A 24,601-nucleotide genomic window follows, 5' to 3' on the forward strand; every position below is an offset into this window, starting at 1 on the left:
CCGGCTGTCCCGCCCATCCGGGGAGGTCCCCATGACCGTCATCGAAACCCTGCCGCCCGCCCCCGCCACCGGGGGCCACCACCCGCTGCGCCGCCTGCTGCGGCTGCGCCCCGAGGTCGAGGTCACCGCCCAGGGCGCCGACGTCGAACTCGCCCACCCGTGGGGCCGCCAGCGCGTCCACGCCCTCGGCGAGCGCACCGCCGCCGCCCTGCTCGACCTCACCCGCTCCGACGCCGACCTCGACCTGCTGGCACTCGACCACGTCCGGCTGCTGAAGCTGCTCGAACGCTTCCCGTACCTGGTCACCACCACCGTCGCCGACCCGCTCGGCACCCCGCTGGCCACCGCCGTGCCGATCGCCCGGTCCGCCGTGCTGCCCGGATTCGCCCGCCCCACCGGCGAGTTGGTGCTCTCCCGGTTCGCCTACCTGCGCCGGCTGCCGGACGGCCAGGGCCAGGACGGCGAGAGCTGCGTGCTGGAATCGCCGATGGCGCCGTTCCGGCTCACCCTCCACCAGGCCGCCGCCGGGGCCTTCGTGGCGGCGCTCAGCACCTCCCGCACCGCCGAGGAGGCCGCCCTGCTCGCCGGGATGACCACCGCCGAGGGCGAGGCCCTGGCCGGGCTGCTGGCCGGCGGCGGCTTCCTGGACGCCGGCAAGGGCGCCGAGGCCCCGCTCTGGGACTTCCACGACCTGCTGTTCCACGCCCGCAGCCGCCCCGGCCGGCACGACTACCCCACCGGCGGCGTCTTCGCCCACCAGGACGTCCCGCAACTGCCCGCGGTCTCCACCCCCGGCGCCCGCGAGGAGGGCGAGGGCATCGACCTGCCCGTCCCCGACTGGGACACCGTGGTCGCCCGCGACCCCGCGCTCAGCGAGGTCCTCGAAGGCCGCCGCTCGGTGCGCGGCTACGCCGACACCCCCGTCACCCTCGACCAGCTCGCCGAACTGCTCTACCGGGTGGCCCGGGTCCGCCGCGTCATCCCCGGCGACCCCGCCGACCCGCACGGCTACGACGGCGTCGAACGCCCCTACCCGGCCGGCGGCGCCACCGGCGAACTGGAGGTCTACCTCTCGGTGGTCAAGTGCGTCGGCCTGGAGCCCGGCGTCTACCGCTACGACGCCGCCGCCCACCGGCTGCGCCCCCGCCCGTTCCAGCACCCCGGCGAGGAGGCCGCGTTCAGCGAACTCGTCACCGCCGCCTGGCGCGCCACCGCCTGCACCGTCGACCCGCAGGTGCTGCTCACCGTCACCAGCCGCTTCGGCCGGCTGTCCTGGAAGTACAGCCAGATCGCGTACGCGCTGACCCTCAAGCACGTCGGCGTGCTCTACCAGACGCTCTACCTGGTGGCCACCGCGATGGGCCTGGCCCCGTGCGGCCTCGGCTCCGGCGACACCGACGCCGCCGCCCGGGCGCTCGGCCTGGACTGGACGGCCGAGTCCTCGGTCGGCGAGTTCCTGATCGGCAGCCGCCCGGCCGGCGTGCCGCGCACCGCGCACGGCTTCGCGGACGTGGTGGCCGCCGCCCGCGCCGGGGAGGGCTTCGGCGAGAACTTCTGAGCGCGTCCGCACGCACGCCTGCGACCCGTCAGCGGGAATCTGACGGGTCGTCGGCGTGCCTGTTCCTCTCCGCTTCCTCACAACCAGCCGCACTCGCGGGCGATCCGGATCGCGTCGCAGCGGTTGCGCGCCCTGGTCTTGGCGATCGCCGCCGAGACGTAGTTGCGCACCGTCCCCGGTGAGAGCGACAGCGCCGCGGCCGCCTCCCGCACCGTGCTGCCCTCGGCGATCTCGCCCAGCACCGCCAGCTCCCGGCGGCTCAGCGGCCCGGCCTGCCCGGCCCGCACCACGTCCAGCACCAGCCGCGGGTCGTACACCCGGCCGTCGCGGGCCAGTTCGCGCACCGCCGCGATCAGCGCCGGCGCCTGCACGTCCTTCAGCAGGACCCCGGCCGCGCCCTCCACCAGCGCCCGCCGCAGCTCCGCCGTCCGCGGCAGGGCCGGGACGAGCAGCAGCACCGCCGTACCGGGCGCCGCCTGCTGCACCTGCCGGGCCGCGACCGGCCCGTCCGGCTGCTCCGGGTCCAGGCCCAGCACCGTCACCGCGGGCCGCACCCGGGCGGCGGCCGCCGCCGCCTCCTCGCCGCCGGCCGCCTCGGCGACCACCGCGAGGTCCTCCTCCCGGTCCAGCAGGGCGCCCAGCCCCGAACGGAACAGGTGGTGCCCGTCGACCAGCAGCACCCTGGTGGAACCCGTGACCGCCGACTCGGCGGGCGGGAACCGGTGCGTCATGACCCGCTGCCCCGGCGGGCGTTCCAGTGCGGTCGTCATTCGCGCGCCTCCCCGGTCCGTTCCGGCCCGATCAGCCCCAGCCCCACGTGCCGGACTCCTGCGCGCCGCCGGTCGGGCTGCTGGTCGGGGTCGGGCTGCCGGACGGGACGGGGGACGGGTCGGAGACGCCGGGGCCGATCACGACCGCCTGGGCCCCCGCGCCGGCCGGCTGCCCCGGGCCGTCCTGGACCACCCCGTCGGCGGTGACCACGTTGCCCGGGCGGACCGGCCCGGTCAGTTCGGCGGCGGTGGCGACACCGCCCACGGTCAGTGCGCCAAGTGCGGCAATCGCGACAAATCGAATGTTCAGCGACATGGGAGTGCCCGGTCCTCTCGCGTTCGGCTGATCCCCGGACTGCCACCGGGGGGTGTGGTGTGAGCCGCCGTCAGGCGTCCGGTGCGTTCCGCGTCCCCCGCCGGGGGCTGCTGCCGCGGTTCCCGCTCCGTCGTCCTGCCGACAACAACGAGAGTGCTCCCGGGGGCGCCCCCGTGTCAGTAGCCGGAGCTGGCACCAGAGTGCCGTGACACCCTGATGACAGCTCCCCGCCCGGCCGCCGGCGCCGCGTCAGCTGCGGGCGCGGTCCTGCCACCGGCCCAGCGCGATCCACGGATCCGCCTCGCAGCGCGCCACCGACCAGCCCGCCAGCGGCCCGCCGGGCCCCACCAGCGCCGCCGCACCCGCCCGCAGCGCCAACTCCGCCGCCAGCAGCGAGGCGGCGGTCAGGAAGCACACCGCCGCCAGCCCGTCCGCGTCCTCCCGCAGCCGGACGTCGCCGCGCACCCGGACGTGGCACACCCGGGCCCCTTCCAGCGGCAGCCGCAGCAGGGCCGCCCGCACCGGACCGGACCCGGCGGCTTCCGGGCAGCCGTCCGCGACGGTCGGCGGAACCAGCTCCAGACGGATCGCGTACATTCGTCCAGCGTGGCAAAGTCCGGGCCGGTCCGGCACGTCGACCGGGTGTCAGATCCCCGCCTGGCACGAATATGACAGTTGCCTGGCGCTCTTCACGCCTCGCCCACCAGTGCGACAGAATCTCCGCAAGCCAGTTCTCCCGCTGTCCTGTCAACGCTAGTCTGTCGGCCGGTCAGCAGGAATCCGGGGGGTGCGCGGCACCTGCGCGCTGGAGGTCGACACATGGGCAGAACCACGAGAACGGGCACTGGGCCGGGCACGCGGAAGACCGACCGTTGACCGCCGGCGGCCCGATCGGGCTCGACGCGTTCGGCGAGGCGGTCTACCGCGCCATGCTGCTCCACCCCGACCTCGACACCGGCGGCCTGGCCGACCACCTCGACTCCACCGAGGGCGAGGTCTGCGAAGCGCTCGACCGCCTCGCCGACCTCGCCCTCACCCGCCCCGCCAGCAGCGGCACCCGCTGGCGCGCCGTCAACCCCGAACGCGGCCTCGCCGCCCTGCTCGCCCACCAGGAGGCCGAGGAGGCCCGCCGCCAGCGCGAAGCCGAACGCAGCCGCGCCGCGATGGCCGGCCTGATCGCCGAGTACGCCAGCCTCCGCGCCCCCGGCGCGGGCGGCCCGCGCGGCATCGAGATGCTCTCCAGCCTCGACGAGGTCCGCGACCGGCTGATCCAGCTCGCCTGCGACGCCACCGCCGAAGTGCTCTCCTTCGCCCCCGGCGGCCCGCAGCCCGCCCCCGTCATGGAGGCCAGCCGCACCCTCGACCAGGAGACCCTGGAACGCGGCGTCCGGATGCGCACCGTCTACCAGGACAGCGTCCGCAACGACCCCGCCACCGTCCAGTACGCCCGCTGGCTGCACGGCCTCGGCGGCGCCGTCCGCACCACGCCCACCCTGCCGCTGCGCATGATCGTGGTCGACAACGCCACCGCCATCGTCCCGATCGACCCCGACGACCCCCGCAAGGGCGCCGTCGTGCTGCAGAGCCCCGGCGTGGTCGCCGCCCTGCGCGCCCTGTTCGAACAGGTCTGGGAGCACGCCCGCCCGCTCGGCGAGAGCCCCCAGCGCGACCCGCGCGGCCTCACCGGCCAGGAACGCGAACTGCTGCGCCTGCTCGCCGAGGGGCTCACCGACGAACGGGCCGGCCAGCGCCTGGGCGTCTCGCTGCGCACCGTCCGCCGGATGATGGCCGACCTGATGGTCCGGATGGACGCCCGCAGCCGCTTCCAGGCGGGCATCCAGGTCGCCGCCCTCGGCTGGTTGGAGACCGCCGAGGACGCCCCCGCCTGACGCCCGCTACCGCCGGTGCTTGCCGCTGGTCGGCGCCGGAGCCGGGTACGGGATGCGCAGCTTGCGCGCGAACGGCGCCACCGAGGCGCCCACGCCCAGCGGACGGGCCAGCACGAACAGCGACAGCAGCACCGCCAGCGCGCCCGCCGCCAGCCCCGCCAGGCTGCCGAACAGCCCCGCGCCGAACCGCCCCGCCAGCCAGTGCGCGGCCAGGGCGCCCGGCACGCACGCCAGCACCAGGCCCAGGTGCAGGGTCACCAGCCGGCCGCCCTCCAGCCCGCTGCCGCGCCGCCCGCCGCGCCGCGTCCCCAGGTCCACGGTGGCGTCCGCGCCCGGCGCGAAGGCGTCGGTGCGCAGCATCATCGTGGCGTCCGGGTTCCCGTCCGGCCGCCGCGGCGCGGGCACCGCCGCCGGGGGCGCGCCCTTCGCCAGCCGGCGGCCCAGCGCCGCCCCGGTCACCACCGCCGACAGGGTGGCCGCCACGGTGTGCGCGACCGCCATGCCGATCACCTTGTAGCGCAGCGGCAGCGTCTCGTACGCCACCCAGCACAGCGCCGCGTTGGTGCCGGTGGACACCAGGGTCAGCCAGAACGGCGTCCGGGCGTCGCCCATCGCGTAGAACCCGCGGGCCAGGCCGTACTGGGCGCAGAACGCGGGCAGGCCGACCGCGAAGGCCATCAGCAGCAGGCCCACCACCATCGCGTCGTCGTGCACGGTCGACCCGGAGCCGTAGCCGTACGCGGCCATCGCGATCTGCGAGCCCAGCGCGAAGAACAGCACCGCCGCGGTGACCACCATCGCCGCCGAGGAGCGCAGCACCCCCGACAGGTCCTCGCCGATCTTCCGGTAGTCGCCCGCGGTGGCGGCCCGCGACATGCCCGGCAGCAGCGCCGTCACCAGCGACACCGTGATCACGCCCTGCGGGACCACGAACAGCGCGTAGGCGTTGTTGTAGGCGGAGAAGCCGCGGCCGCCGGGGATGCCCGCGTCGTGCGCGGCGGTGCCCGCGCTGGTGCTCAGGCTGGTGATCACCGCGAAGGACAGCTGGGTGGCCACCACCAGGGCCAGCGCCCAGCCCGCCGCGCGCAGCGGCCGGGTCAGGCCCGCGCCGCGCCAGTCGAAGCGCGGGCGGTAGGTGAAGCGGGCCGAGCGCAGCGAGGGCAGCAGCGCGGCGGCCTGCACCACGATGCCCAGCGTCGAGCCGACGCCCAGCAGCAGGGCGTCGCCGCTGCTCACCTGCTCGGCCTGGTAGGCGTGGTGGCCCATCGCCAGGTAGCCGCCGAACACGCCGATCGCGACCACGTTGTTCAGCACCGGCGTCCACATCATGGCGCCGAACCGGTCGCGGGCGTTCAGCACCTGCCCGAGCAGGGTGAACACGCCGTAGAAGAAGATCTGCGGCAGGCAGTACCGGGCGAAGGTGATCGCCAGTTCGCGCTGCACGCCGTCGAACTCGGCGTAGAAGTCGACGATCTGCGGGGCGAACAGCCAGGCGCCGAGCGTCAGCACCACCAGGATCGTCACGCACAGGGTCAGCAGCCGGTCGGTGTAGGCCTGGCCGCCGTCCCCGTGGGTCTGCATCGCGTGCACCAGCTCCGGCACGAACACCGAGGCCAGCACGCCGCCGATCAGCATCATGTAGACGATGTTCGGCAGCGAGTTCGCCACGTTGAACGCCTCGCCGGCCGGACCGGTGGTCAGCGCGGCCACGATCACCGCGCTGCGCACGAAGCCCAGCGCCCGGGACGCCAGCGAGCCCAGCGCCATGATCAGGCCGTTGCGGCCGGTGGAGGCGGCCGGCTTGGCCGGGGGCGGCTCCGGGGCCTCGACCCGCTCCTCGCTCGTCCGGGGCGGCGGCACCGGGCGCTCCGGGGCCTGCGGTCCCTGCGGGGCGTACGGCGACCAGCCGGACTGCTCGAACGCCTCGGCCGGGATCCGGCCCAGCTGCATGGTCGGCTGGTCCTGCCCGGGCCACCCGCCCTGCTGGTACGGGTCGGGCTGCTGCCGGTAGGGGTCGGGCTGCGGCGGGTGGGGGCCACCCTGCCGGGAGTACGGGTCGCCGGAGTCGTCCGCGGTGTGCGTGGTCATCGGACCCCCCGTCGATCGGTGCCCGTCCGGCGTTGCGTGGGTGAGTGCGGGAGGTCGGCCCTGGTCCGGACTCCGCCTGCCGGTTGCAGGGTGCACCAGCCGCAGAAGTCTGCCCCACTTCGGCACCCGATGGGGAGTCGGGTGCCGACCGGCGGGGTGTTCGACCGGGTCGCACCGGTGTCCGGTGGCCCCGCCGCACCCGCCGGGGAGAGCCGTTTGCGCCCGGAAACACGCGGAATGCTGCCCACGCCGTTCCCCCGGGCGGAGGATGCGGGCAACGCGGTGTGACGTTGCTCACTGACCGTCAGGAACGGCCCGGATCGCGCTCCGTGACCGGCCCCGGCCGTTCCACCGGCGCCAGGGGTTCCGCCGGCTCCAACCGCGACGCCAGCACCCGCTGAACCCGCGGCCCGGCCCGCCGGCGCAGCAGCCGCACGTCCAGGTCGAGCCGGCCCGGCCGCCACAGCTCCACCGCCAGCGCGGGGCCGGCCAGCACCGCGGCCGCCGCCGCCCAGGACGCCAGCACGTCGCTCGGCCGGTGCGCGCCCAGCGCGATCCCGGTCCAGCCCACCGCCAGCACGGCCAGCGCCGCCGCGGTGCCCGCCGCCGCCCGGGCCGGCCGCTCGATCCGCGGCCACACCAGCGCCAGCAGCGCCCCGCAGGTCACCGCCGAGGCCAGCGCGGGCCCGGCCGGGAAGGCCGCCCCGGAGCCGAGCGCCACCGGGTCGGCCAGGTGCGGCCGGGGGCGGCCGATCAGCTCCCGCCCGACCCCGCCGACCGCCCAGCCCAGCAGCGCGGCCGCCGCCGACCAGCCCGCCAGCGCCCGGGCGCCGCGCACCCACAGCCACCCCGCGACCGCCCCGAGGGCCGCCCGCATCACCCACGGCGCGCCCAGGTCGGCCAGCGTCCGCATGGCCGCCGTCCACACCGGGTGCCGCAGCGCGTACCGGTGCAGCGGCGACACCCACCCCTGGTCGAACCGGGCCAGCGGCGCCCAGTCGGCCTTCACCATGACCAGCAGCACCGCGAACACCAGCGCACCCGCCAGGGCCGGCCAGGCACAACGGGACGCCCTCGCGCGTTGTACCGGAGGACGGGCCGGGGAACGGCCGGTGCGCCGGCCGCCGTCCGGGCGCCCGGCGGCCGCCCGGGGATCGCGGTCGATGGGCTGGTGCATGACAGACACCTTCCCAGCGGCGGGGAGCGAACCGGCGCTGGAGCGATAGCGATTCGGCATCGGTTGTGCGGACGCGCCGCGAAGACGCGGCACTGATCCGGTGCCGAACGGGTAGCCGCCCGGCGGACGCCCGGTGTGCGGAGCGCGTCACGCTACGTGTACCGGTCGGATGAAAATCGGCAGGATACTGCATCCCCGACGGAAAACTGAGCCACTTGGGAATGTTGTCCGATTTCTGTGCGTTGGATCGTTACGTGTGAGCCACGAACGGCCCACACGGTTGTGCCGAGTGGCGGAACGGAGCGCCTTCGGCAGCGTCAGTGAGGGAGCAAGCATGGCCACCCGTGCCGTCGTACGCGACAGGGCCGATCGGACTCGCACCGCCCGCCCGACCAACCTCGAAGCCGACCGCGACCTGGTCGGCATGTACCTCGACGAGATCGCCAGGACGCCCCTGCTCGACGCCGCGGAGGAGGTCGAGCTGTCCCTGCGGATCGAGGCCGGCGTCTTCGCCCAGCACCTGCTCGACGAGGAGGAGACCCTCGACGGCGTCACCACCGAGGAGCTCCGGGCCGTGGCGGACGACGCCGAGCGCGCCAAGGACGTCTTCATCCGGTCCAACCTGCGCCTGGTCGTCGCCGTCGCCCGCCGCTACCCGCGCAGCGGCCTCCCGCTGCTCGACCTGATCCAGGAGGGCAACGCCGGCCTGGTCCGGGCCGTGGAGAAGTTCGACTACTCCAAGGGCTTCAAGTTCTCCACCTACGCGACGTGGTGGATCCGCCAGGCGATCACCCGGTCCATCGCCGACCAGTCCCGCACCATCCGCCTCCCCGTCCACCTGGTCGAGGAGCTCGGCCGGATCCGCCGGGTGCAGCGCGAGAAGGCCAAGGAACTGGGCCGCGAGCCGGAGCCCGCCGAGATCGCCGCCGAGCTGGACACCACCGAGCAGCGCGTCAAGGACGTCCTGGACTGGGCGAGGGACCCGGTCAGCCTCAACATGTCGGTCGACGACGAGGGCGAGACCCAGTTCGGAGACCTGGTGGAGGACACCGGCGCGGTCTCCCCGGAGGACGCGGTCATGGTGATGCTGCGCCGCGAGGAGCTGGACGACCTGATCGGCCGCCTCGACGACCGCACCGCCTCCATCATCCGCAGCCGCTACGGCATGGAGGACGGCCGCGAGCGCACCCTCACCGAGGTCGGCAAGCAGCACGGCCTCACCCGCGAGCGGATCCGCCAGATCGAGAAGCACGCCCTCGCCGAGCTGAAGAAGATCGCGGACCACGCGGGCTTCGAGGCGGCGTAGTGGACGGGCCGTCGGGGCCCGCGGCCGGTCCTACAGTGGAGGGCATGACCTCCCCGGACGCACCGCAGCCCGAGCCCCGGCCCGCCCCCGCCCCCCGGCCCCGACTGGTCTTCGAGGACCCGTTCGACCGGCAGACCTCCGACGACACCGACCGCGGCTGGGGCGACTCGTCGGGGGAGCGAGGGCTGGACTGGTACCGCAGCCAGCGGCCCCCGCACCACGGGGAGAAGTAGCCCGAGCGGTGGCGGGGCTCAGCCGCGGCGCACGAGCGCGTCGCGGATCTCGGTGAGCAGTTCGACCTCCTTCAGTTCGGCGTCCAGGGCCTCCTCGTCCTCGGTCCTGCGCCTGCGCATGAAGTGGTTCATCGGCAGGATCAGCAGGAAGTACACGACGGCCGCGGTGATCAGGAAGGTGAGCGCGGCGCTGAGCACCGAGCCCCACAGGATGAAGATGCCCGAGGTGACGTTGCCGGCGGCGTCCACCTCGCACGGGCCCTTGAGGCAGGAGGTGTAGGCGGCCAGGTCCTTGGTGCCGAACAGGCCGACCAGCGGGTTGATCACGCCCTTGACGAACGCGTTGACGACGCTGGTGAAGGCGGCGCCGATGACGACGGCGACGGCCAGGTCCACCACGTTGCCGCGGAGCAGGAATTCCTTGAAGCCTTTCATGCCGCGTCGAACGGCGGACGCCCCCGGAGGTCACGGGTGAACCCGGCGTCACCGGGTTGACGCCACCGGGCAGCCGGCCGCCCCGCCGGGCCCCCCGCCGCCCGGCGGCGGAGCCCCCCGCAGCGGGCAGGCGAGCAGCGCGGCCGCCAGCACCAGGCACCCCGCCGCGAACCGCCCGGGACGGCGCCGCAGCGCGCACCGCAGGCGGTGGCGCCCCCGCGCCGTCCCCCGGATCGGCGGGAAATCGGGCACTTCGCGCCGCGGCGGCACCAGCGCCGCGGGCAGCGGAGGCAGCACGAACGAAGTCACGGCAGCAGCCCTCCAGGCAGGTCCCCACGCGCCCCGGCCGGGGTCGCGCCGCCCATCCTGCGACCCGCCCCCGCGCCCCCGCCGCGGATTTCCCCACCCTGTGGAAAACCCCGCCCTGTGGAAAACCGCGCTCACCCTCCGGGGTGAACCCCTGCGCCGTCCGGCCCTCGCACCGCCGCACCGCCCGGCCCCGCCCGCCGCACCCGTCCGGGTGGCCCCGCGTGACCCGCCCCGGAACAGCACGGAGCCCCCGCCCGGCACGGCCGGACGGGGGCTCCGCGGAAGACCCGGAGGATCAGCTCGCGGTGGACGCCGAACTGCTGCTGGAGGAGCTCGTCGAGGCGGCGGAGGAACCGCCGGAGGAGGAGCCGCCGGAGGCGGTCGAGGACGAGGACGTCGAGGACGACGAGCCGGTCACCGAGCCGCTGGAGCTGGAGCGGCTGTCGGTGCGGTAGAAGCCGGAGCCCTTGAAGACCACGCCCACGGCCGAGAAGACCTTGCGCAGCTTCCCCTGGCAGTCGGGGCACGTGGTCAGCGCGTCGTCGCTGAACTTCTGCACCGCCTCGAGGCCGTTGCCGCACTCGGTGCACTGGTACTGGTACGTGGGCACTTCCGCTTCCTCCTGTCACTCCCCCTGGCACTCTCACGCCATGAGTGCTAACGACGGTCCATGATGCGGCATTCCGCTGGTGGAGTCCAGCGGCTCAGCCGCGCCGCGCGGCCGGGACGGCCTCCGCACGGGCGCCGCCCCGTGCCACGGTACGGGGCGCGGGCGCCGGAGCGAGCAGCAGGCGGCGCATCGTGACGAGCGCCACCAGGCCGAGGCCGGAACCGGCCAGCGCGACGGTGAAGCCGAGCGAGGGCCCGGAGCGGTCGATCAACTGCCCGGCGGCGGTGGAGCCGAGCGCCAGGCCCAGGCCGATCGCGCCGGTCAGCCAGGTGAACGCCTCGGTCTTGGCGCCGTCCGCGACCAGGGTCTCGACCAGGGTGTACCCGGTGATCAGGGTGGGTGCGATGGCCAGGCCGCAGAACAGGCCGGCCACGGCCAGCGCGGGCAGGTTCGGCATCGCCCACAGGGTGGAGCAGCCGAGCACCAGCAGCGCGTAGCAGACCACCATCCGCCGCCGGGCGCTGCTGCGCCACGGGACGAGGCCGTAGAGCACCCCGGCCACCATCGAGCCGGTCGCGAACAGGCCGTAGACCGGGCCGCTGAGCCCGCCGGAGCCGGCGTCCTCGGCGAAGGCGGTGATGGAGACCTGCAGGGTGCCGAAGACGGTGCCCAGGCCGAGGAAGGCGCCGGCCAGCAGCCGCACCCCGGGGGAGGCCAGCGCGGAGGCCCGCCGGACGCCGGGGGCGGCGGGGCCGGTGGGCACCGGCGCGGTGTCCCGGCGGGCGGCGAAGGCCAGGCCGCCGAGCAGGGTGAGCGCGGCCTCGGCGGTGAGCCCGACGGACGGGTTGACCAGGGTGGCGATGCCGGTGGCCAGCACCGGGCCGACCACGAAGGTGAACTCGTCGGTGACGGACTCGAACGCGAAGGCGGTGTTCATCAGGGCGGGCCGCTCGCCCAGCCGGTGCACCCAGCGGGAACGGACCATCGCGCCGACCTGAGGCACCGCCGCGCCGGCCGGCGCGGCGGCCAGGAACAGCGTCCAGTCGGGGGCGCCGGCGTGGGCGAGCACGATCAGCGCGGCGACCGCGCAGGCGTGCGCCACCACGGCGGGCACCAGTACGGCGGCCTGGCCGTGCCGGTCGGCCAGCCGCCCGGTCTGCGGCCCGACCAGGGCCTGGGCGATGGCGGAGGACGCGGCGACCGCGCCGGCCAGGCCGTAGGAGCCGGTGGTGTCGTGGACCAGCAGCACGATGCCCAGGCTGAGCATGGCGTACGGCAGCCGGGCGACCAGGGCCGGGAGCAGGAAGGTCCAGGCCCGGGGGGTGCGCAGCAGCGCCCCGTAGCCGGTGCCGTGGGAGCCGTGGGAGATGGTGTCGTCGACCGGTCGGCGCGCCGCCACGGTCGGTCCTCTCTGCTGCCTGGTAGCGGCCCGGCGGCGGTGCCGGCCGGGTGCCGAGGGTCGTCCTCTCGCGCGCCGGCCGGTGGCCGGGGCGCCGACTCTGCATCAGGCAGATGTGGAAAATTCAGGTCGGATCAGAATGTACAAGCGTATATCAGGGTGTTCCGCCTTCGGTTCGGCGGTTCAGCCGGCCTTCTTCCTGGCGTTGGAAGGCGCCTTCCGCTCTTCGGCGGCCCGCGCCTCCGCGTTGTGCAGCCACCCGGCGAGCTTGCCGCCCCGGTCGACGGCGCGCAGCCGGCGCTCGGCGGCCGCAGAGACCTCGTCGGTGGTGACCACCAGCAGTTCGTCGCCCTCGCGCAGCACCGTCATCTTGTCCGGGACGAAGCTGGAGCCCTCGCGGACCACCAGGGTGACGGCGGCGCCCTTGGGCAGGCGCAGCTCGGAGACCTCGACGCCGGACATCCGGGAGCCGGGGGCGAGCTGGACGGAGAGCAGGTGGCCGTGCAGCTTCTCCAGCGGCGCGGACTCGATGCCCAGGTCCTGGCCGATGTCGCCCTCGCCGATCTTCAGCCACTTGGCGACCAGCGGCAGGGTCGGGCCCTGGAGCAGGGTGAAGACCACCACCAGGATGAAGACCACGTTGAACAGCTTCTGGGCGTCGGTCGCACCGGTCACCAGCGGGATGGTGGCGAGCACGATCGGCACCGCGCCGCGCAGCCCGGCCCAGGACAGCAGCGCCTGCTCCTGCCAGGGCACCCGGAACGGCGTCATGGTCAGCAGCACCGACAGCGGCCGGGCGACGAACACCAGCACCGCGCCGGCCACCAGCCCCGGCACCACCGCCGACCCCATGGTGGCCGGCGTCACCAGCAGACCGAGCAGCACGAACATGCCGATCTGGCCGATCCAGGCCAGCCCGTCCGCGAAGCCGCGCACCGCGGGGCCGTGCGGCAGCTTGGAGTTCCCGAGGATCACCGAGGCGATGTACGCGGCGAGGAAGCCGGAGGCGTGCAGCAGCGAGCCGCCCGCGTAGGCGAGCACGATCAGCGCCAGCACCGCGATCGGGTACAGGCCGGAGGAGGGCAGCGCGACCCGGCGCACCGCGTACGCGCCGAGCCGGCCCACCGCGTAGCCGACGGCCGCGCCGATCACCAGCTCGACGACGATGGTGCCGACCAGCACGTACCAGGGGTCGAGCTCGCCCGCAGTGGCGAAGGCGACCACCAGGATCACCACGGGAGCGTCGTTGAATCCGGACTCGGCCTCCAGCAGGCCGGTCAGCCGCTGGGGCAGCGGCACCATCCGCAGCACCGAGAAGACCGCCGCGGCGTCGGTGGAGGAGACGATCGCGCCGAGCAGCAGCGCGGTGCGCCACTCCAGGCCGACCAGCCAGTGCGCGCCGGCGGCGGTGACGAACACCGAGACCGCGACGCCCAGGGTGGCCAGCACGGCGGCGGCCGGGACCACCGGCCTGATGGCCCGCCAGCTCGTCTTGAGCCCGCCCTCGGCGAGGATGACCACCAGGGCGGCGTAGCCCAGGACCTGGGTGAGTTCGGCGTTGTTGAAGCTCACGCCGATGCCGTTCTGGCCCAGGGCGACGCCGATGCCGAGGTAGATCAGCAGCGAGGGCAGCCCCGAGCGGGTGGAGATCCGCACCGCCACCACGGCGAACAGCAGGATCACGGCGGACTCGAGCAGCAGGGTGTTCAGGTGGTCAACGGTCACGCAGGGGCACCTCGGGCAGGGAAGGGGCGGCTGGCAGATCGTTACCCATCCTAACATTTTACTTGATCTTTAAGCTAGTCCCTTCGTTCGCCCCCGCCCGGTAAGGTCCTGCGGGGCCGTCGAACCGCCGCCGGTGTCCCCCGTGCACGACCCCCGGGGCGCTCGCCCTAATGTGGTGACCTGTCACGGCCGCACGCTCCCTCATACAAGGACTCGGATGCCCCGCTCGAAGAAGTTCCGGCGCGCACGTCTGATCATGATCCTGCTCGCCGTGCTGCTGATCGCGGGTCTGGTAGGCGGCGGCTGGTGGGCGGTGGACACCGTCCGCTCCTCCTTCCCGCAGGTCAGCGGCACCGTCAAGGTGTCCGGCATGTCCGCGCCGGTGGACGTGGTCCGCGACGACAAGGGCATCCCGCAGCTGTACGCCGACACCGACGCCGACCTGTTCCGCGCCCAGGGCTACGTGCAGGCCCAGGACCGGTTCTGGGAGATGGACGTCCGCCGGCACATCACCTCCGGCCGGCTCTCCGAGATGTTCGGCTCCTCCTCGGTCGAGAACGACACCTTCCTGCGCACCATGGGCTGGCGCCAGGTCGCCCAGAAGGAGTGGGACACCGTCCTGTCCGAGGACACCAAGCGCAACCTGACCGCCTACACCGAGGGCGTCAACGCCTGGCTCGCCGAGCACCCCGGCGGGGCCGGCGCCTCGCTCGAGTACGCGCTGCTCGGCACGGTCAACTCCGGCTACCAGCCCGAGAAGTGGGACCCGGTCGACTCGGTCGCCTGGCTCAAGGCGATGGCCTGGAGCCTGTCCGGCAACATGCAGGAGGAGATCGACCGCTCGCTGCTCACCCAGGACTTCACCGCCGAGCAGGTCGAACAGCTCTACCCCGACTACCCGTACGACCGCAACGGCACCATCGTCAAGACCGGCAAGCTCTCCGCCGACGGCAGCTACACCCCCGGCGAGGGCGCCCCCGCGGCCCCCGTGCCCGGCGGCTCCACCCCCGCCGCCACCGCCCAGGCCCGGGCCGCGACCCAGAGCCTGGTCGGCGACCTGTCCGGCCGGGTGTCCGCGCTGCCGCAGCTGCTCGGCCCGCAGGGACAGGGCATCGGCTCCAACTCCTGGGTGGTGTCCGGCACCCACACCACCACCGGCAAGCCGATGCTGGCCAACGACCCGCACCTCGGCCCCGGCATGCCGTCCATCTGGTACCAGATGGGCCTGCACTGCCGCGCCGTCTCGCCGACCTGCGGCTACGACACGGCCGGCTACACCTTCGCCGGCATGCCCGGCGTGGTCATCGGCCACAACAAGGACGTCGCCTGGGGCTTCACCAACCTCGGCGCCGACGTCACCGACCTGTACCTGGAGAAGGTCACCGGCCCCGACACCTACCTCCTGGACGGCAAGGACGTGAAGTTCACCGTCCGCAAGGAGACCATCAAGGTGGCCGGCGGCGCGGACCGCACCATCACCGTCCGCACCACCCAGGACGGCATGCCGCTGATCTCCGACCAGTCCTCCGAGAACCAGAAGGTCGGCCAGTACGCCCCCGCCGGCAACGCCGCCCCCGACCGGGCGGCCGGCTACGGCGTCGCCCTGCGCTGGACCGCGCTCGTCCCCGGCAAGACCATGGACGCCGTCTTCAAGCTCGACAAGGCCACCGACTTCGCCACCTTCCGGGCCGCCGCGCAGGACTTCGCCGTCCCCGCGCAGAACCTCGTCTACGCCGACACCAAGGGCAACATCGGCTACCAGGCCCCCGGCCTGATCCCGGTCCGCGGCAAGGGCGACGGCCGCTACCCCGCCCCCGGCTGGGACTCCGCGTACGCCTGGAACGCCTCCTACCTGCCGTTCAAGTCGCTGCCCTACGCGTACAACCCGCCCGAGGGCTACATCGTCACCGCCAACCAGGCCGTCGTCGACCAGAACTACAAGCCGCTGCTCACCACCGACTGGGAGTACGGCACCCGCGCCAAGGAGATCGCCGACCAGATCCAGGACAAGCTGAAGAACGGCGGCAAGATCTCGCTGGACGACATGCAGTCCATCCAGCTCGACAACACCAGCGTGCTGGCCAAGGAGCTCGTCCCGCTGCTGCTCAAGGTCAGGATCGACGACCCGTACGTGCGCGAGGCCCAGGACCTGCTCAAGGACTGGAACTACCACCAGGACGCCGACTCGGCCGCCGCCGCGTACTACAACGGCGTCTGGCGGGCCCTGCTCACCCTCTCCTTCGGCCAGAAGTTCCCGGCCGACCTCCGGGTCGAGGGCGACTGCCTGCTGGTGCGCCAGAAGCGCGACAACACCCTGCCCGACGACGCCCTCGGCGGCGCCGCGCAGGCCGTCACCGAGTGCGGCACCCGCAAGGCCTCGCAGGCCCAGCCGGACGGCGGCGACCGCTGGATGGAGGTCGTCCGCGGCCTGCTCAAGGACCCGCAGTCGCCCTGGTGGGACTACATCGACTCCGACCACCAGCAGCAGCACGGCCTCGACAACCTGCTCGCCGAGGCACTGAAGGACGCCCGCCAGGACCTCACCTCGCGCCTCAGCAAGGACATCTCCACCTGGAGCTGGGGCCGCCTGCACCAGCTCACCCTGCAGGAGCCCACCCTCGGCAGCGACGACTCCTCGATCGCCTCCGGCCTCGTCCGCAAGCTGCTCGACCGGGGCCCCTACAAGCTCTCCGGCGGCAGCGCCGCCGTCGACGCCACCGGCTGGAACGCCGCCGCCGGCTACGACGTCGACTGGATCCCCTCCATGCGGATGGTCGTCGACCTCAGCGACTTCGACTCCTCCCGCTGGATCAACGTCGGCGGCGCCTCCGGCCACGCCTTCCACCCCAACTACAACGACCAGACCGAACTCTGGGCCTCCGGGCAACTCCTGCCCTGGGCCTACACGAAGGACGCGGTCACCAAGGCCGGCAAGAACACCCTCACCCTGACGAACTAGCGGCAGGGGCCCGGCAGGGGCCCGCTGTTCCCCGCTCTCCTGGCCCGTCCCCCTTCACCTGCCGAAGAGCGTCACGCCCTCCGGGGTGACCGCCGCGTGCACCGGCAGGTCGTGCGGCTCGGCCGGGACGGCGGGGAGCAGTTCGCCGGAGTAGAGCAGGGTCGCCAGCAGGGGCCGCGCGCCCGCGCGGGCGAGGCGGGCCAGGACGCGGTCGTAGGAGCCGCCGCCGCGGCCGAGCCGGACGCCGCGCGCGTCGACGGCCAGGCCGGGGAGCAGGACGACGTCCGCGGTGAGGACGGCGTCGGGGCCGAGCCGGGGGCCGGTGGGTTCGAGCAGGCCGCGGGCGGCGGGGGAGAGCCGGTCGTCGCCCTCGTACGGGGCCCAGTCCAGGTCGTTGTCGGGGAGCAGCACGGGCAGCAGCACCCGCACTCCCCGCGCGGCCAGCGCGGTGAGCAGGGGGCGGGTGCCGGGCTCCGCGCCGACCGAGACGTACGCGGCGACGGTGCCGCCCGGCGGCACCAGCGCGGCGGCGTGCCCGGCCAGCGCCCCGGCCGCGGCGGCGCGCTCCGGCCCGCCGAGCGCCCGCCGTTCGGCGAGCAGCCGTGACCTCAGCGCCGCCTTGTCGTTGGACAACCGATCCGCAGTCACCGTTCGATTCCTCTCAGCTCTGTCCCGCGCAGTGACACGAGCCTGACACGCCGAGGCCGCCGCATGTCCACCCCGCTCCTGCTCCAGGCCCTGGCCGTGCTCGGCGCGGCCGCCCCGGCCGCCGCCGGCGGCCTCGCGCTGCGCCGCCGCCGGTGCCGGGCCGAGCACGGTGCCCGCGAGGAGGAACTTCTGGCGAAGATCGCGGAACTGACGGAGGAACGGGACGAACTGGCGCGCACCGCCTCCTGCGACCCGCTGACCGGGGTGTGGAACTACCGCCACCTGCAGCTGACGCTGGACCGCGAGATCGAACGCGCCCGCCGGGCCGAGGCCACCGCGATCGACCCCCGCCCGCTGTCGGTGCTGCTGGTGGAGGTGGCGGGCTTCGACGCGGTGGTCGCCGAGCACGGCCGGACCCGGGCCAACGCGATGCTCCGGGACCTCGCCCAGCGCCTGGCGATGGAGATCCGCGGCTGCGACACCCTGGGGCGTTACGGCGGGGAGGAGTTCCTGGCGCTGCTGCCGGACACCGGCCCGGAGGGCGCCGCGCAGGTCGCCGAGCGGCTGTGCTGGTCGGTGCGGCGGCACCGGCTGACGGACCGCCACCCGGGCGAGAGCGCCGATCCGGGCGAGCGCAGCGGCCTGACCGCGTCCGTCGGCCTGGCCGTGCTGCCCCGGGACGGCGCCCACGCCGCCCTGCTGCTGCGCGCCGCGGACCGGGCGCTGGCCGCGGCGCGGGCCGCCGGCGGGGACTGCTGGCGCTCCACCGAGCGGCTCCCGGCCGAGCTGACCGGTCCGAGCGCCGCACCGGTGCCGGGTAAGGTGTCTTCCGGCCCCGGCGGGGCCCCCCTCACCCCGCATGCGACCACCGTCGGACCGGGCCCGACAGGTGACCGGCCCCAATAATCGATTCACTCGGCTCTCAGCAGGGTGGAACGCCCGCCTTAGTAAGGTCGACGCATGACGAACAAGCACGCCCGCCAGCCGGTCACCAAGGCAGTCGTCCCGGCCGCCGGCCTCGGCACCAGGTTCCTCCCCGCCACCAAGGCCACGCCGAAGGAGATGCTGCCGGTCGTCGACAAGCCGGCCATCCAGTACGTCGTGGAGGAGGCCTCCGCCGCCGGTCTGTCCGACATACTGATGGTCACCGGTCGCAACAAGCGTGCTCTGGAAGACCACTTCGACCGCGCCTACGAGCTGGAGGAGCTGCTCAGCCGCAAGGGCGACCAGGAGCGGCTGCGCCGGGTGCAGGAGTCCGTGCAGCTCGCCAGCATGCACTACGTCCGCCAGGGCGACCCCAAGGGCCTGGGCCACGCCGTCTCGGTCGCCGAACAGCACGTCGCGGGCCAGCCGTTCGCCGTCCTGCTGGGCGACGACCTGATCGACCCGCGCGACCCGCTGCTGTCCCGGATGATCGAGGTGCAGCAGGAACTCGGCGGCTCCGTCGTCGCGTTGATGGAGGTCGACCCGGCCCAGATCCACCTGTACGGCTGCGCCGCCGTCAAGACCACCGACTTCGGCCAGGACGTCTTCCAGGTCACCGACCTGGTGGAGAAGCCCGACACCGCCGACGCCCCCTCCAACTACGCCGTCATCGGCCGCTACGTCCTCGACCCGACGGTCTTCGACGTGCTGCGCGAGACCCCGCCCGGCCGCGGCGGCGAGATCCAGCTGACCGACGCGCTGCGCGAGTTGGCCGCCCGGGACGAGAGCGCGGGCGGCCCGGTGCACGGCGTGCTGTTCAAGGGCCGCCGCTACGACACCGGCGACCGGGCCGACTACCTGCGGGCGATCGTCCGGCTGGCCGCCGAGCGCGACGACCTCGGCCCCGAGTTCCGCAGCTGGCTGCGGCAGTTCGTGGCCACCGAGATGCAGGGCTGATCCACCACGAAGGCGAGCGTCGAAGGCGAGCGTGAGGCGATGACCGGGAAGCACGACCCCTGCTGCGAGGGAGCCGGCTCCCCGGCCTCGCCGCGCCTGTGGACCGTCGACGAGCACCTCGCCGACGTCCTCGCCGCGGTCGCCCCGCTGCCGCCCATCGAACTGCAACTGCTGGACGCCCAGGGCTGCCGGCTCGCCGAGGACGTGCGGGCCGACGACGACCTGCCGCCGTTCGACAACAGCTCGATGGACGGCTACGCGCTGCGCACCGCCGACACCGTGCGCGCCACCGAGCAGTACCCGTCGGTGCTGGCCGTGGTCGGCGACATCGCGGCCGGCGCCGCCGAACTGCCCAGGGTCGGCCCCGGCCGGGCCGCCCGGATCATGACCGGCGCCCCCGTCCCGCCCGGCGCCGAGGCGGTCGCCCCGGTCGAGTGGACCGACGGCGGCACCGGCACCGGCCGGGCCGCCGACGCGATGGGCGCGCCCGTCGCGGACGAGGAGGTCCGGGTGCTGCGCCCGGTCGCCGAGGGCGCGCACATCCGCCGCCGGGGCAGCGACGTCGCCGCCGGCGACACCGTGCTGGAGGCCGGCACCGTGCTCGGCCCCACCCAGCTCGGCCTGCTGGCCGCGATCGGCCGCGGCACCGTCAAGGTCGCCCCCCGCCCCCGGGTGGTCGTGCTCTCCACCGGCAGCGAACTCGTCCAGCCCGGCGAGGCCGCCGGACCGGGCCGGATCCACGACTCCAACTCCTTCACCCTGACCGCCGCCGCGATCGCCGCCGGCGCCGTCGCCTACCGGGTCGGCGGCGTCCCCGACGAGGCGGACACACTGCGCGCCGTGCTGGAGGACCAGCTCGGCCGGGCCGACCTGATCGTCACCAGCGGCGGCGTCTCGGTCGGCGCGTACGACGTGGTCAAGGAGGTGTTCGCGGACTACGGCGGCGTCGACTTCCGCAGGTTGCGGATGCAGCCGGGCAAGCCGCAGGGCTTCGGCCGGATCGGCGCGGCCCCCGGCGTGCCGCTGCTGGCCCTGCCCGGCAACCCGGTCAGCGCGTACATCTCCTTCGAGCTGTTCGTCCGCCCGGTCATCCGCACCATGCTCGGCGCCCCCGACGTGCACCGCCCCGTGGTGCGGGCCGCGACCACCGCGGCGCTGCGCTCCCCGGCCGGGCGACGGCAGTTCCTGCGCGGCCGGTACGACCCGGCGGCCGGCACCGTGAGCCCGGTCGGCGGCGAGGGATCGCACCTGGTCGGGGCGCTGGCCAAGGCCGACTGCCTGATCACCGTGCCCGAGGACGTCACCGCGCTGCCCGCCGGGAGCACCGTCGGTGTGGTCCTTCTCACGGACTGACCGGGGCGGGGTTGTACGGTAGCGCGAGATTCGCACCGTGCCACTGGAGCCACTCGTGACCGACACACCCCCCGGCGACCGCCTCACCCACGTCGACCACACCGGCGCCGCCCGGATGGTCGACGTCTCCGAGAAGGCCGCCACCACCCGCGTCGCGGTGGCGGCCGGCCGCGTCCGGGTCGCCCCCCGGGTGGTGGAACTGCTGCGCGGCGAGGGCGTTCCCAAGGGCGACGCGCTCGCGGTGGCCCGGATCGCCGGGATCATGGGCGCCAAGCGGACGCCCGACCTGATCCCGCTGTGCCACCCCATCGCGCTCACCGGCACCACCGTCGACCTGGCCGTCACCGACACCGCCGTGGAGATCACCGCCACCGTCCGCACCGCCGACCGCACCGGCGTCGAGATGGAGGCGCTGACCGCCGTCGCCACCGCCGCGCTCACCGTCATCGACATGGTCAAGGCGGTCGACAAGGCCGCCGCCATCGAGGACGTCCGAGTGCTCAGCAAGACCGGTGGCAAGAGCGGCGACTGGTCCAGGGGGGAGGAGCAGTGAGGGCGCTCGCCGTCACCGTCTCCAACCGGGCCTCGGCCGGCGTGTACGAGGACCGGGGCGGCCCGCTGCTGGTCGCCGGACTGCGCGGGATGGGCTTCACCGCCGACGGCCCGGTGGTCGTCCCGGACGGGGAGCCGGTCGAGGCAGCGCTGCGCGAGGCCGTCGCCGCGGGGTACGACGTGGTGCTGACCACCGGCGGCACCGGCATCTCCCCGCAGGACCTCACGCCCGAGATGACCGCCCGGGTGATCGACCGGCAGGTCCCCGGCATCCCCGAGGCGATCCGCGCGCACGGCCGGGAGAAGGTGCCCACCTCGGCGCTCTCCCGCGGCCTGGCCGGGCTGGCCGGGCGCACCCTGATCGTCAACCTGCCCGGCTCCACCGGCGGCGTCCGGGACGGACTGGCCGTGCTCGCCCCGCTGCTGCCGCACGCCGTCGACCAGTTGGCCGGCGGCGACCACCCGCGACCCACCGATCCTTCCGGGAGCGCCCACTGAACGCCGGCTGGCCCGTCGAACTGGCCGAGGGGGACGTCGTGCTGCGGCCCATCCGCCGCCGCGACCAGGCCGAGTGGCAGGAGGTCAGCCGCCGCAACCGGGACTGGCTGCGCCGCTGGGAGGCCACCGTCCCACCCGCCCCGCCCGGCCGCGCCCCGCTGCCCCGGCCCACCTACCGGCAGATGGTCCGCTACCTGCGGGCCGAGGCGGCGGCCGGCCGGATGCTGCCCTTCGTGGTGCTCCACCAGGGCCGCCTGGTCGGCCAGTTGACGGTCGGCGGAATCACCTGGGGCTCGATGTGCTCCGCCAACGTCGGCTACTGGGTGGACGAGGCGGTCGCCGGGCGCGGCATCATGCCCACCGCCGTCGCGCTCGCCGTCGACCACTGCTTCCGCGACCTGGGCCTGCACCGGATCGAGGTGTGCATCCGCCCAGAGAACCGGCCCAGCCGCCGGGTGGTGGAGAAGCTCGGCTTCCGCGAGGAGGGGCTCCGCCCCCGCTACCTGCACATCGACGGCGACTGGCGCGACCACCTGGTCTACGCGCTGACCGCCGACGAGGCCGCCGACGGGCTGCTCAACCGCTGGCACGCGCTCAGGAACCGGCCGCCGCAAGAGAATTGAATATTTGTTCGAAATTGATATCGATATGGCATCGGGGCCGGGTCGAGCCGCCACAAATAGCGGCAAAATAGTCTGAGAATCAGCTTGATCGCACGACACGCCGCGCCAAATTGCTGCAGTGCCTTCCCCCGCGCCCGTACCGTGTGCAACGTGAGCAGTAGCGGCCTTATCTACGCGGTCATCGTAGGGGCCTGGGCTGCCTATCTGGTGCCGATGTGGCTCCGCAGGCAGGACGAGCTCAACGAGTCGCGTCCGACGGAACGCTTCAGTACCGCGATCCGCCTGCTGGCCGGTCGATCGGCCATGGAGCGGCGCGCGGCCCGAGCCCTCGGCGACCAGACCGCCGACGACCAGCAGCACCCCGCCGGGGGCGACCCGGACGGGGAGTTCGCCGATTCCGCGAGCGGCCCGGCGGCCGACCGCGCGCCCGGCTCCGCGCCCGATCCGGCGGACGTGGCCACCCGGCCCACCGCCTGGGACGGCGCCGAGCCCGCGGCCGGACCGGCCGCGGAGCCGACCGCGCCGAAGTCCGCCGAGGCCCGGGGCGAGCGCGAGCGAGAGCTCGGCGACCGGCGCTCCGCCGAGCGGCGGGCCAGGCTGCTCGCCCGGCGGCGGCGGATGGTCACCATGCTGTTCCTCGCCTTCGCCCTGGGCGCCGTGGTCGCCGCGGTGGCCGGCTTCGCCTTCCTCTGGGTGCCCGCCGTCCCCGGCGTGCTGCTCACCCTCTACATCGGCCACCTGCGCCGACTGGAGCGGCAGCGCTACGAAGTCAAGTTCGACCGGGGCAAGGCCGCCCAGGCCGCCGAGCGGCTGCGCGACCGGGAGCGCGAGCGCGCCGCCCGCCCGTCCGCCGAGCCGTCCGCCGCCCGCGCCGCGTCCGCCGCCGAACCGTCCGCCGAGCCGGGCGCGGACCCGGCCGCCACCCGGGCGACCGTGCTGGCCGAGGCCACCGAGCACGAGGAGTGGGCCGACGGCGTCCGCGCCCGCGCCGCCGCCGGGCCGGACTCCTGGGAGCCCGTCCCCGTCCCGCTCCCCACCTACGTCACCGCCCCCGTGGCCCCCCGCACCACCCGGGGCCTCGACCTCTCCGCCCCCGACACCTGGGACTCCGGCCGCCCGGCGACCCCGCTCTTCGACCAGTACGGCGAGCCGGCCCAGCCCGCCCAGCCCGCCGCCGACTGGAGCACCCGCCCCCGCGCCGCCAACGCATGACCGCCCCGCCCGCCCCGCCCCGGCCGCGACGCCCCACCTGCGCCGGGGCGTCCGCGCCCCCGGGCGTCACCGCCGCCGGGCCGCGCCGACCATGGTCACGAGTACCCCCGCAGAGGTGATAGAGTTCTTTCTTGTTGGGGCTGTGGCGCAGTCCGGTAGCGCACCTCGTTCGCATCGAGGGGGTCAGGGGTTCGAATCCCCTCAGCTCCACCAACAGAAATCCCGCCCGGGAAACCGGGCGGGATTTCTCGTATTCCGGGCCGTTCGCGGGCGGGCCTTCCCGTCCGCTCCCCGGCCGCCCCGTTCCCGACTGATGTCGCGTCACCGGGCCCCGTCCGCCGGGGGAAAACGGCTGGGCCGCCGCCGGGGTACGGGCGTACCGTCCGGGCGTGGACTGGAGCGCCTGGCACGACGGCTACGACGACCCGGACTCCTGGCAGGCCCGGCGGCTGCGCACCGTGCGGGCCCGGCTGCGGGAGGCGCTGGACGGGGCGCCGCCGGGCGGCCTGCGGATCGTCAGCCTGTGCGCGGGCGACGGGCGGGACGTCCTGGACGTGCTGGCCGAACACCCGCGCCGGGCCGAAGCCCGGGCCCGGCTGGTCGAGTTGGACGCGCGCAACACCGCGGCGGCCCGGCGGCGGGCCGAGGCGGCGGGCCTCGGCGCCCAGGTCGAGACGGTGACGGGGGACGCCGCGCTGCCCGCCCACTACGCCGGCCTCGTCCCGGCGGACGTGGTGCTGGTCTGCGGGGTGTTCGGCAACCTCACCGACGCCGACGTGGAGCGCACCGTCCGGGCCTGCCGGGTGCTGTGCCGCACCGGCGGCACGGTGATCTGGACCAGGCACCGCGAGGAACCCGACCTGGTGCCGCGGATCCGCGAGTGGTTCGCCCGCGAGGAGTTCGAGCAGCTCTGGCTCTCCCCGCCCGACGCCGGCTACGGCGTCGGAGTGCACCGCTTCACCGGCGCGCCCGACGAACTCCGCCCCGAACGGCGGATGTTCGACTTCGTCGGCTACCCGGAGCTGCGCCCCGACCTCCGGCCCGAAGGTTAGGACCGGTC

At 74.5% G+C, this 24,601-nt stretch carries 23 protein-coding genes and 1 tRNA gene; 14 read left to right on the forward strand and 10 right to left on the reverse strand.

Annotated elements, in window-relative coordinates:
- The first annotated feature begins 31 nt into the window (after positions 1-31).
- A complete protein-coding gene (locus OO48_RS22235) occupies positions 32-1,558 on the forward strand; it encodes a SagB family peptide dehydrogenase (RefSeq protein ID WP_051732484.1) in 1,527 nt (508 codons plus the stop codon).
- A gap of 77 nt (positions 1,559-1,635) precedes the next feature.
- Here OO48_RS22235 and OO48_RS22240 read toward each other — a convergent pair whose 3' ends face one another.
- From OO48_RS22240 to OO48_RS38990, 3 genes are all read right to left on the reverse strand, one after another.
- The gene (locus OO48_RS22240; protein ID WP_051732485.1) at positions 1,636-2,328 is read right to left on the reverse strand and encodes a response regulator transcription factor; all 693 of its coding nucleotides are present in this window, start codon (positions 2,326-2,328) and stop codon (positions 1,636-1,638) included.
- A 31-nt stretch (positions 2,329-2,359) separates the two neighbouring features.
- The gene (locus OO48_RS22245; protein WP_033219025.1) at positions 2,360-2,593 is read right to left on the reverse strand and encodes a hypothetical protein; all 234 of its coding nucleotides are present in this window, start codon (positions 2,591-2,593) and stop codon (positions 2,360-2,362) included.
- 300 nt (positions 2,594-2,893) lie between these two features.
- Entirely contained in the window at positions 2,894-3,241 is a 348-nt protein-coding gene (locus OO48_RS38990; RefSeq protein ID WP_033219027.1) for a hypothetical protein, read from the reverse strand.
- A gap of 275 nt (positions 3,242-3,516) precedes the next feature.
- Between OO48_RS38990 and OO48_RS22255 the strand changes: the two genes are divergently transcribed.
- Complete coding sequence (locus OO48_RS22255) at positions 3,517-4,533, forward strand: LuxR C-terminal-related transcriptional regulator (protein ID WP_033219029.1); 1,017 nt, start codon at positions 3,517-3,519, stop codon at positions 4,531-4,533.
- A gap of 6 nt (positions 4,534-4,539) precedes the next feature.
- On the opposite strand, the gene murJ is transcribed toward OO48_RS22255, so the two are convergent.
- Together murJ and OO48_RS22265 are read right to left on the reverse strand one after the other, a co-directional pair.
- Positions 4,540-6,621, reverse strand: a complete 2,082-nt coding sequence (murJ, locus tag OO48_RS22260; protein ID WP_280842431.1) for a murein biosynthesis integral membrane protein MurJ — start codon at positions 6,619-6,621, stop codon at positions 4,540-4,542.
- Positions 6,622-6,925: 304 nt separating this feature from the next.
- The gene (locus tag OO48_RS22265) at positions 6,926-7,798 is read right to left on the reverse strand and encodes a phosphatase PAP2 family protein (protein ID WP_157845510.1); all 873 of its coding nucleotides are present in this window, start codon (positions 7,796-7,798) and stop codon (positions 6,926-6,928) included.
- A gap of 334 nt (positions 7,799-8,132) precedes the next feature.
- Here OO48_RS22265 and OO48_RS22270 point away from each other — a divergent pair, with 334 nt between their 5' ends.
- Together OO48_RS22270 and OO48_RS22275 are read left to right on the forward strand one after the other, a co-directional pair.
- Entirely contained in the window at positions 8,133-9,104 is a 972-nt protein-coding gene (locus OO48_RS22270; protein ID WP_033219031.1) for a sigma-70 family RNA polymerase sigma factor, read from the forward strand.
- A gap of 44 nt (positions 9,105-9,148) precedes the next feature.
- A complete protein-coding gene (locus tag OO48_RS22275; RefSeq protein ID WP_033219032.1) occupies positions 9,149-9,337 on the forward strand; it encodes a hypothetical protein in 189 nt (62 codons plus the stop codon).
- An 18-nt stretch (positions 9,338-9,355) separates the two neighbouring features.
- On the opposite strand, the gene mscL is transcribed toward OO48_RS22275, so the two are convergent.
- From mscL to OO48_RS22290, 4 genes are all read right to left on the reverse strand, one after another.
- Positions 9,356-9,772 (reverse strand): large conductance mechanosensitive channel protein MscL, encoded by a 417-nt coding sequence (gene mscL, locus OO48_RS22280; RefSeq protein WP_033219033.1) that lies wholly within the window; start codon positions 9,770-9,772, stop codon positions 9,356-9,358.
- 604 nt (positions 9,773-10,376) lie between these two features.
- A complete protein-coding gene (locus OO48_RS36520; protein WP_081952290.1) occupies positions 10,377-10,691 on the reverse strand; it encodes an FmdB family zinc ribbon protein in 315 nt (104 codons plus the stop codon).
- Positions 10,692-10,785: 94 nt separating this feature from the next.
- On the reverse strand, positions 10,786-12,090 hold the full coding sequence (locus OO48_RS22285; RefSeq protein ID WP_081952291.1) for an MFS transporter: 1,305 nt from the start codon (positions 12,088-12,090) through the stop codon (positions 10,786-10,788).
- Between the two features lie 183 nt (positions 12,091-12,273).
- Positions 12,274-13,815 carry a potassium/proton antiporter gene (locus OO48_RS22290; RefSeq protein ID WP_033219034.1) on the reverse strand — a complete coding sequence of 514 codons (1,542 nt, stop codon included), beginning with the start codon at positions 13,813-13,815 and terminating at the stop codon, positions 12,274-12,276.
- A 217-nt stretch (positions 13,816-14,032) separates the two neighbouring features.
- On the opposite strand from OO48_RS22290, the gene OO48_RS22295 reads away from it, so the two are divergent.
- Positions 14,033-16,774 (forward strand): penicillin acylase family protein, encoded by a 2,742-nt coding sequence (locus tag OO48_RS22295; RefSeq protein ID WP_033219036.1) that lies wholly within the window; start codon positions 14,033-14,035, stop codon positions 16,772-16,774.
- 54 nt (positions 16,775-16,828) lie between these two features.
- Here the strand turns inward: OO48_RS22295 and OO48_RS22300 are convergent, their stop codons facing one another.
- On the reverse strand, positions 16,829-17,422 hold the full coding sequence (locus OO48_RS22300; RefSeq protein ID WP_245194755.1) for a 5-formyltetrahydrofolate cyclo-ligase: 594 nt from the start codon (positions 17,420-17,422) through the stop codon (positions 16,829-16,831).
- 63 nt (positions 17,423-17,485) lie between these two features.
- On the opposite strand from OO48_RS22300, the gene OO48_RS22305 reads away from it, so the two are divergent.
- The 9 genes from OO48_RS22305 (at position 17,486) to OO48_RS22345 (ending at position 24,593) form a co-directional block, all read left to right on the forward strand.
- A complete protein-coding gene (locus OO48_RS22305) occupies positions 17,486-18,328 on the forward strand; it encodes a GGDEF domain-containing protein (protein ID WP_051732490.1) in 843 nt (280 codons plus the stop codon).
- 54 nt (positions 18,329-18,382) lie between these two features.
- Entirely contained in the window at positions 18,383-19,303 is a 921-nt protein-coding gene (gene galU, locus OO48_RS22310; RefSeq protein ID WP_033219040.1) for a UTP--glucose-1-phosphate uridylyltransferase GalU, read from the forward strand.
- A gap of 39 nt (positions 19,304-19,342) precedes the next feature.
- The gene (glp, locus tag OO48_RS22315) at positions 19,343-20,656 is read left to right on the forward strand and encodes a molybdotransferase-like divisome protein Glp (protein ID WP_033219042.1); all 1,314 of its coding nucleotides are present in this window, start codon (positions 19,343-19,345) and stop codon (positions 20,654-20,656) included.
- 115 nt (positions 20,657-20,771) lie between these two features.
- On the forward strand, positions 20,772-21,209 hold the full coding sequence (gene moaC, locus OO48_RS22320; RefSeq protein WP_051732509.1) for a cyclic pyranopterin monophosphate synthase MoaC: 438 nt from the start codon (positions 20,772-20,774) through the stop codon (positions 21,207-21,209).
- The gene (locus OO48_RS22325; RefSeq protein ID WP_033219046.1) at positions 21,206-21,706 is read left to right on the forward strand and encodes a MogA/MoaB family molybdenum cofactor biosynthesis protein; all 501 of its coding nucleotides are present in this window, start codon (positions 21,206-21,208) and stop codon (positions 21,704-21,706) included. Before moaC ends, OO48_RS22325 begins: the two co-directional genes overlap by 4 nt.
- Entirely contained in the window at positions 21,703-22,329 is a 627-nt protein-coding gene (locus OO48_RS22330) for a GNAT family N-acetyltransferase (RefSeq protein WP_051732511.1), read from the forward strand. The genes OO48_RS22325 and OO48_RS22330 overlap by 4 nt, the downstream gene beginning before the upstream one ends.
- A 150-nt stretch (positions 22,330-22,479) precedes the next feature.
- Positions 22,480-23,541: a divisome protein SepX/GlpR gene (sepX, locus tag OO48_RS22335; RefSeq protein ID WP_033219048.1), complete on the forward strand. Its 1,062-nt coding sequence runs from the start codon at positions 22,480-22,482 to the stop codon at positions 23,539-23,541.
- A gap of 136 nt (positions 23,542-23,677) precedes the next feature.
- Positions 23,678-23,754 (forward strand) — tRNA-Ala (locus tag OO48_RS22340).
- A 176-nt stretch (positions 23,755-23,930) separates the two neighbouring features.
- Entirely contained in the window at positions 23,931-24,593 is a 663-nt protein-coding gene (locus tag OO48_RS22345; protein ID WP_033219053.1) for a methyltransferase domain-containing protein, read from the forward strand.
- Positions 24,594-24,601: the final 8 nt, after the last annotated feature.

Source organism: Kitasatospora phosalacinea (assembly GCF_000716545.1).
GTDB classification, from domain to species: domain Bacteria; phylum Actinomycetota; class Actinomycetes; order Streptomycetales; family Streptomycetaceae; genus Kitasatospora; species Kitasatospora phosalacinea.

Excerpts from the sequence above, each read along its gene's own strand:
- OO48_RS22270 (WP_033219031.1), top strand. The coding sequence starts at position 8,133 with ATGGCCACCCGTGCCGTCGTACGCGACAGGGCCGATCGGACTCGCACC.
- OO48_RS22305 (WP_051732490.1), top strand. The coding sequence starts at position 17,486 with ATGTCCACCCCGCTCCTGCTCCAGGCCCTGGCCGTGCTCGGCGCGGCC.
- galU (WP_033219040.1), top strand. The coding sequence starts at position 18,383 with ATGACGAACAAGCACGCCCGCCAGCCGGTCACCAAGGCAGTCGTCCCG.
- OO48_RS22240 (WP_051732485.1), bottom strand. The coding sequence starts at position 2,328 with ATGACGACCGCACTGGAACGCCCGCCGGGGCAGCGGGTCATGACGCAC.
- OO48_RS22275 (WP_033219032.1), top strand. The coding sequence starts at position 9,149 with ATGACCTCCCCGGACGCACCGCAGCCCGAGCCCCGGCCCGCCCCCGCC.
- mscL (WP_033219033.1), bottom strand. The coding sequence starts at position 9,772 with ATGAAAGGCTTCAAGGAATTCCTGCTCCGCGGCAACGTGGTGGACCTG.
- moaC (WP_051732509.1), top strand. The coding sequence starts at position 20,772 with ATGGTCGACGTCTCCGAGAAGGCCGCCACCACCCGCGTCGCGGTGGCG.
- glp (WP_033219042.1), top strand. The coding sequence starts at position 19,343 with ATGACCGGGAAGCACGACCCCTGCTGCGAGGGAGCCGGCTCCCCGGCC.
- OO48_RS38990 (WP_033219027.1), bottom strand. The coding sequence starts at position 3,241 with ATGTACGCGATCCGTCTGGAGCTGGTTCCGCCGACCGTCGCGGACGGC.
- murJ (WP_280842431.1), bottom strand. The coding sequence starts at position 6,621 with ATGACCACGCACACCGCGGACGACTCCGGCGACCCGTACTCCCGGCAG.
- OO48_RS22265 (WP_157845510.1), bottom strand. The coding sequence starts at position 7,798 with ATGCACCAGCCCATCGACCGCGATCCCCGGGCGGCCGCCGGGCGCCCG.
- OO48_RS22295 (WP_033219036.1), top strand. The coding sequence starts at position 14,033 with ATGCCCCGCTCGAAGAAGTTCCGGCGCGCACGTCTGATCATGATCCTG.
- OO48_RS22235 (WP_051732484.1), top strand. The coding sequence starts at position 32 with ATGACCGTCATCGAAACCCTGCCGCCCGCCCCCGCCACCGGGGGCCAC.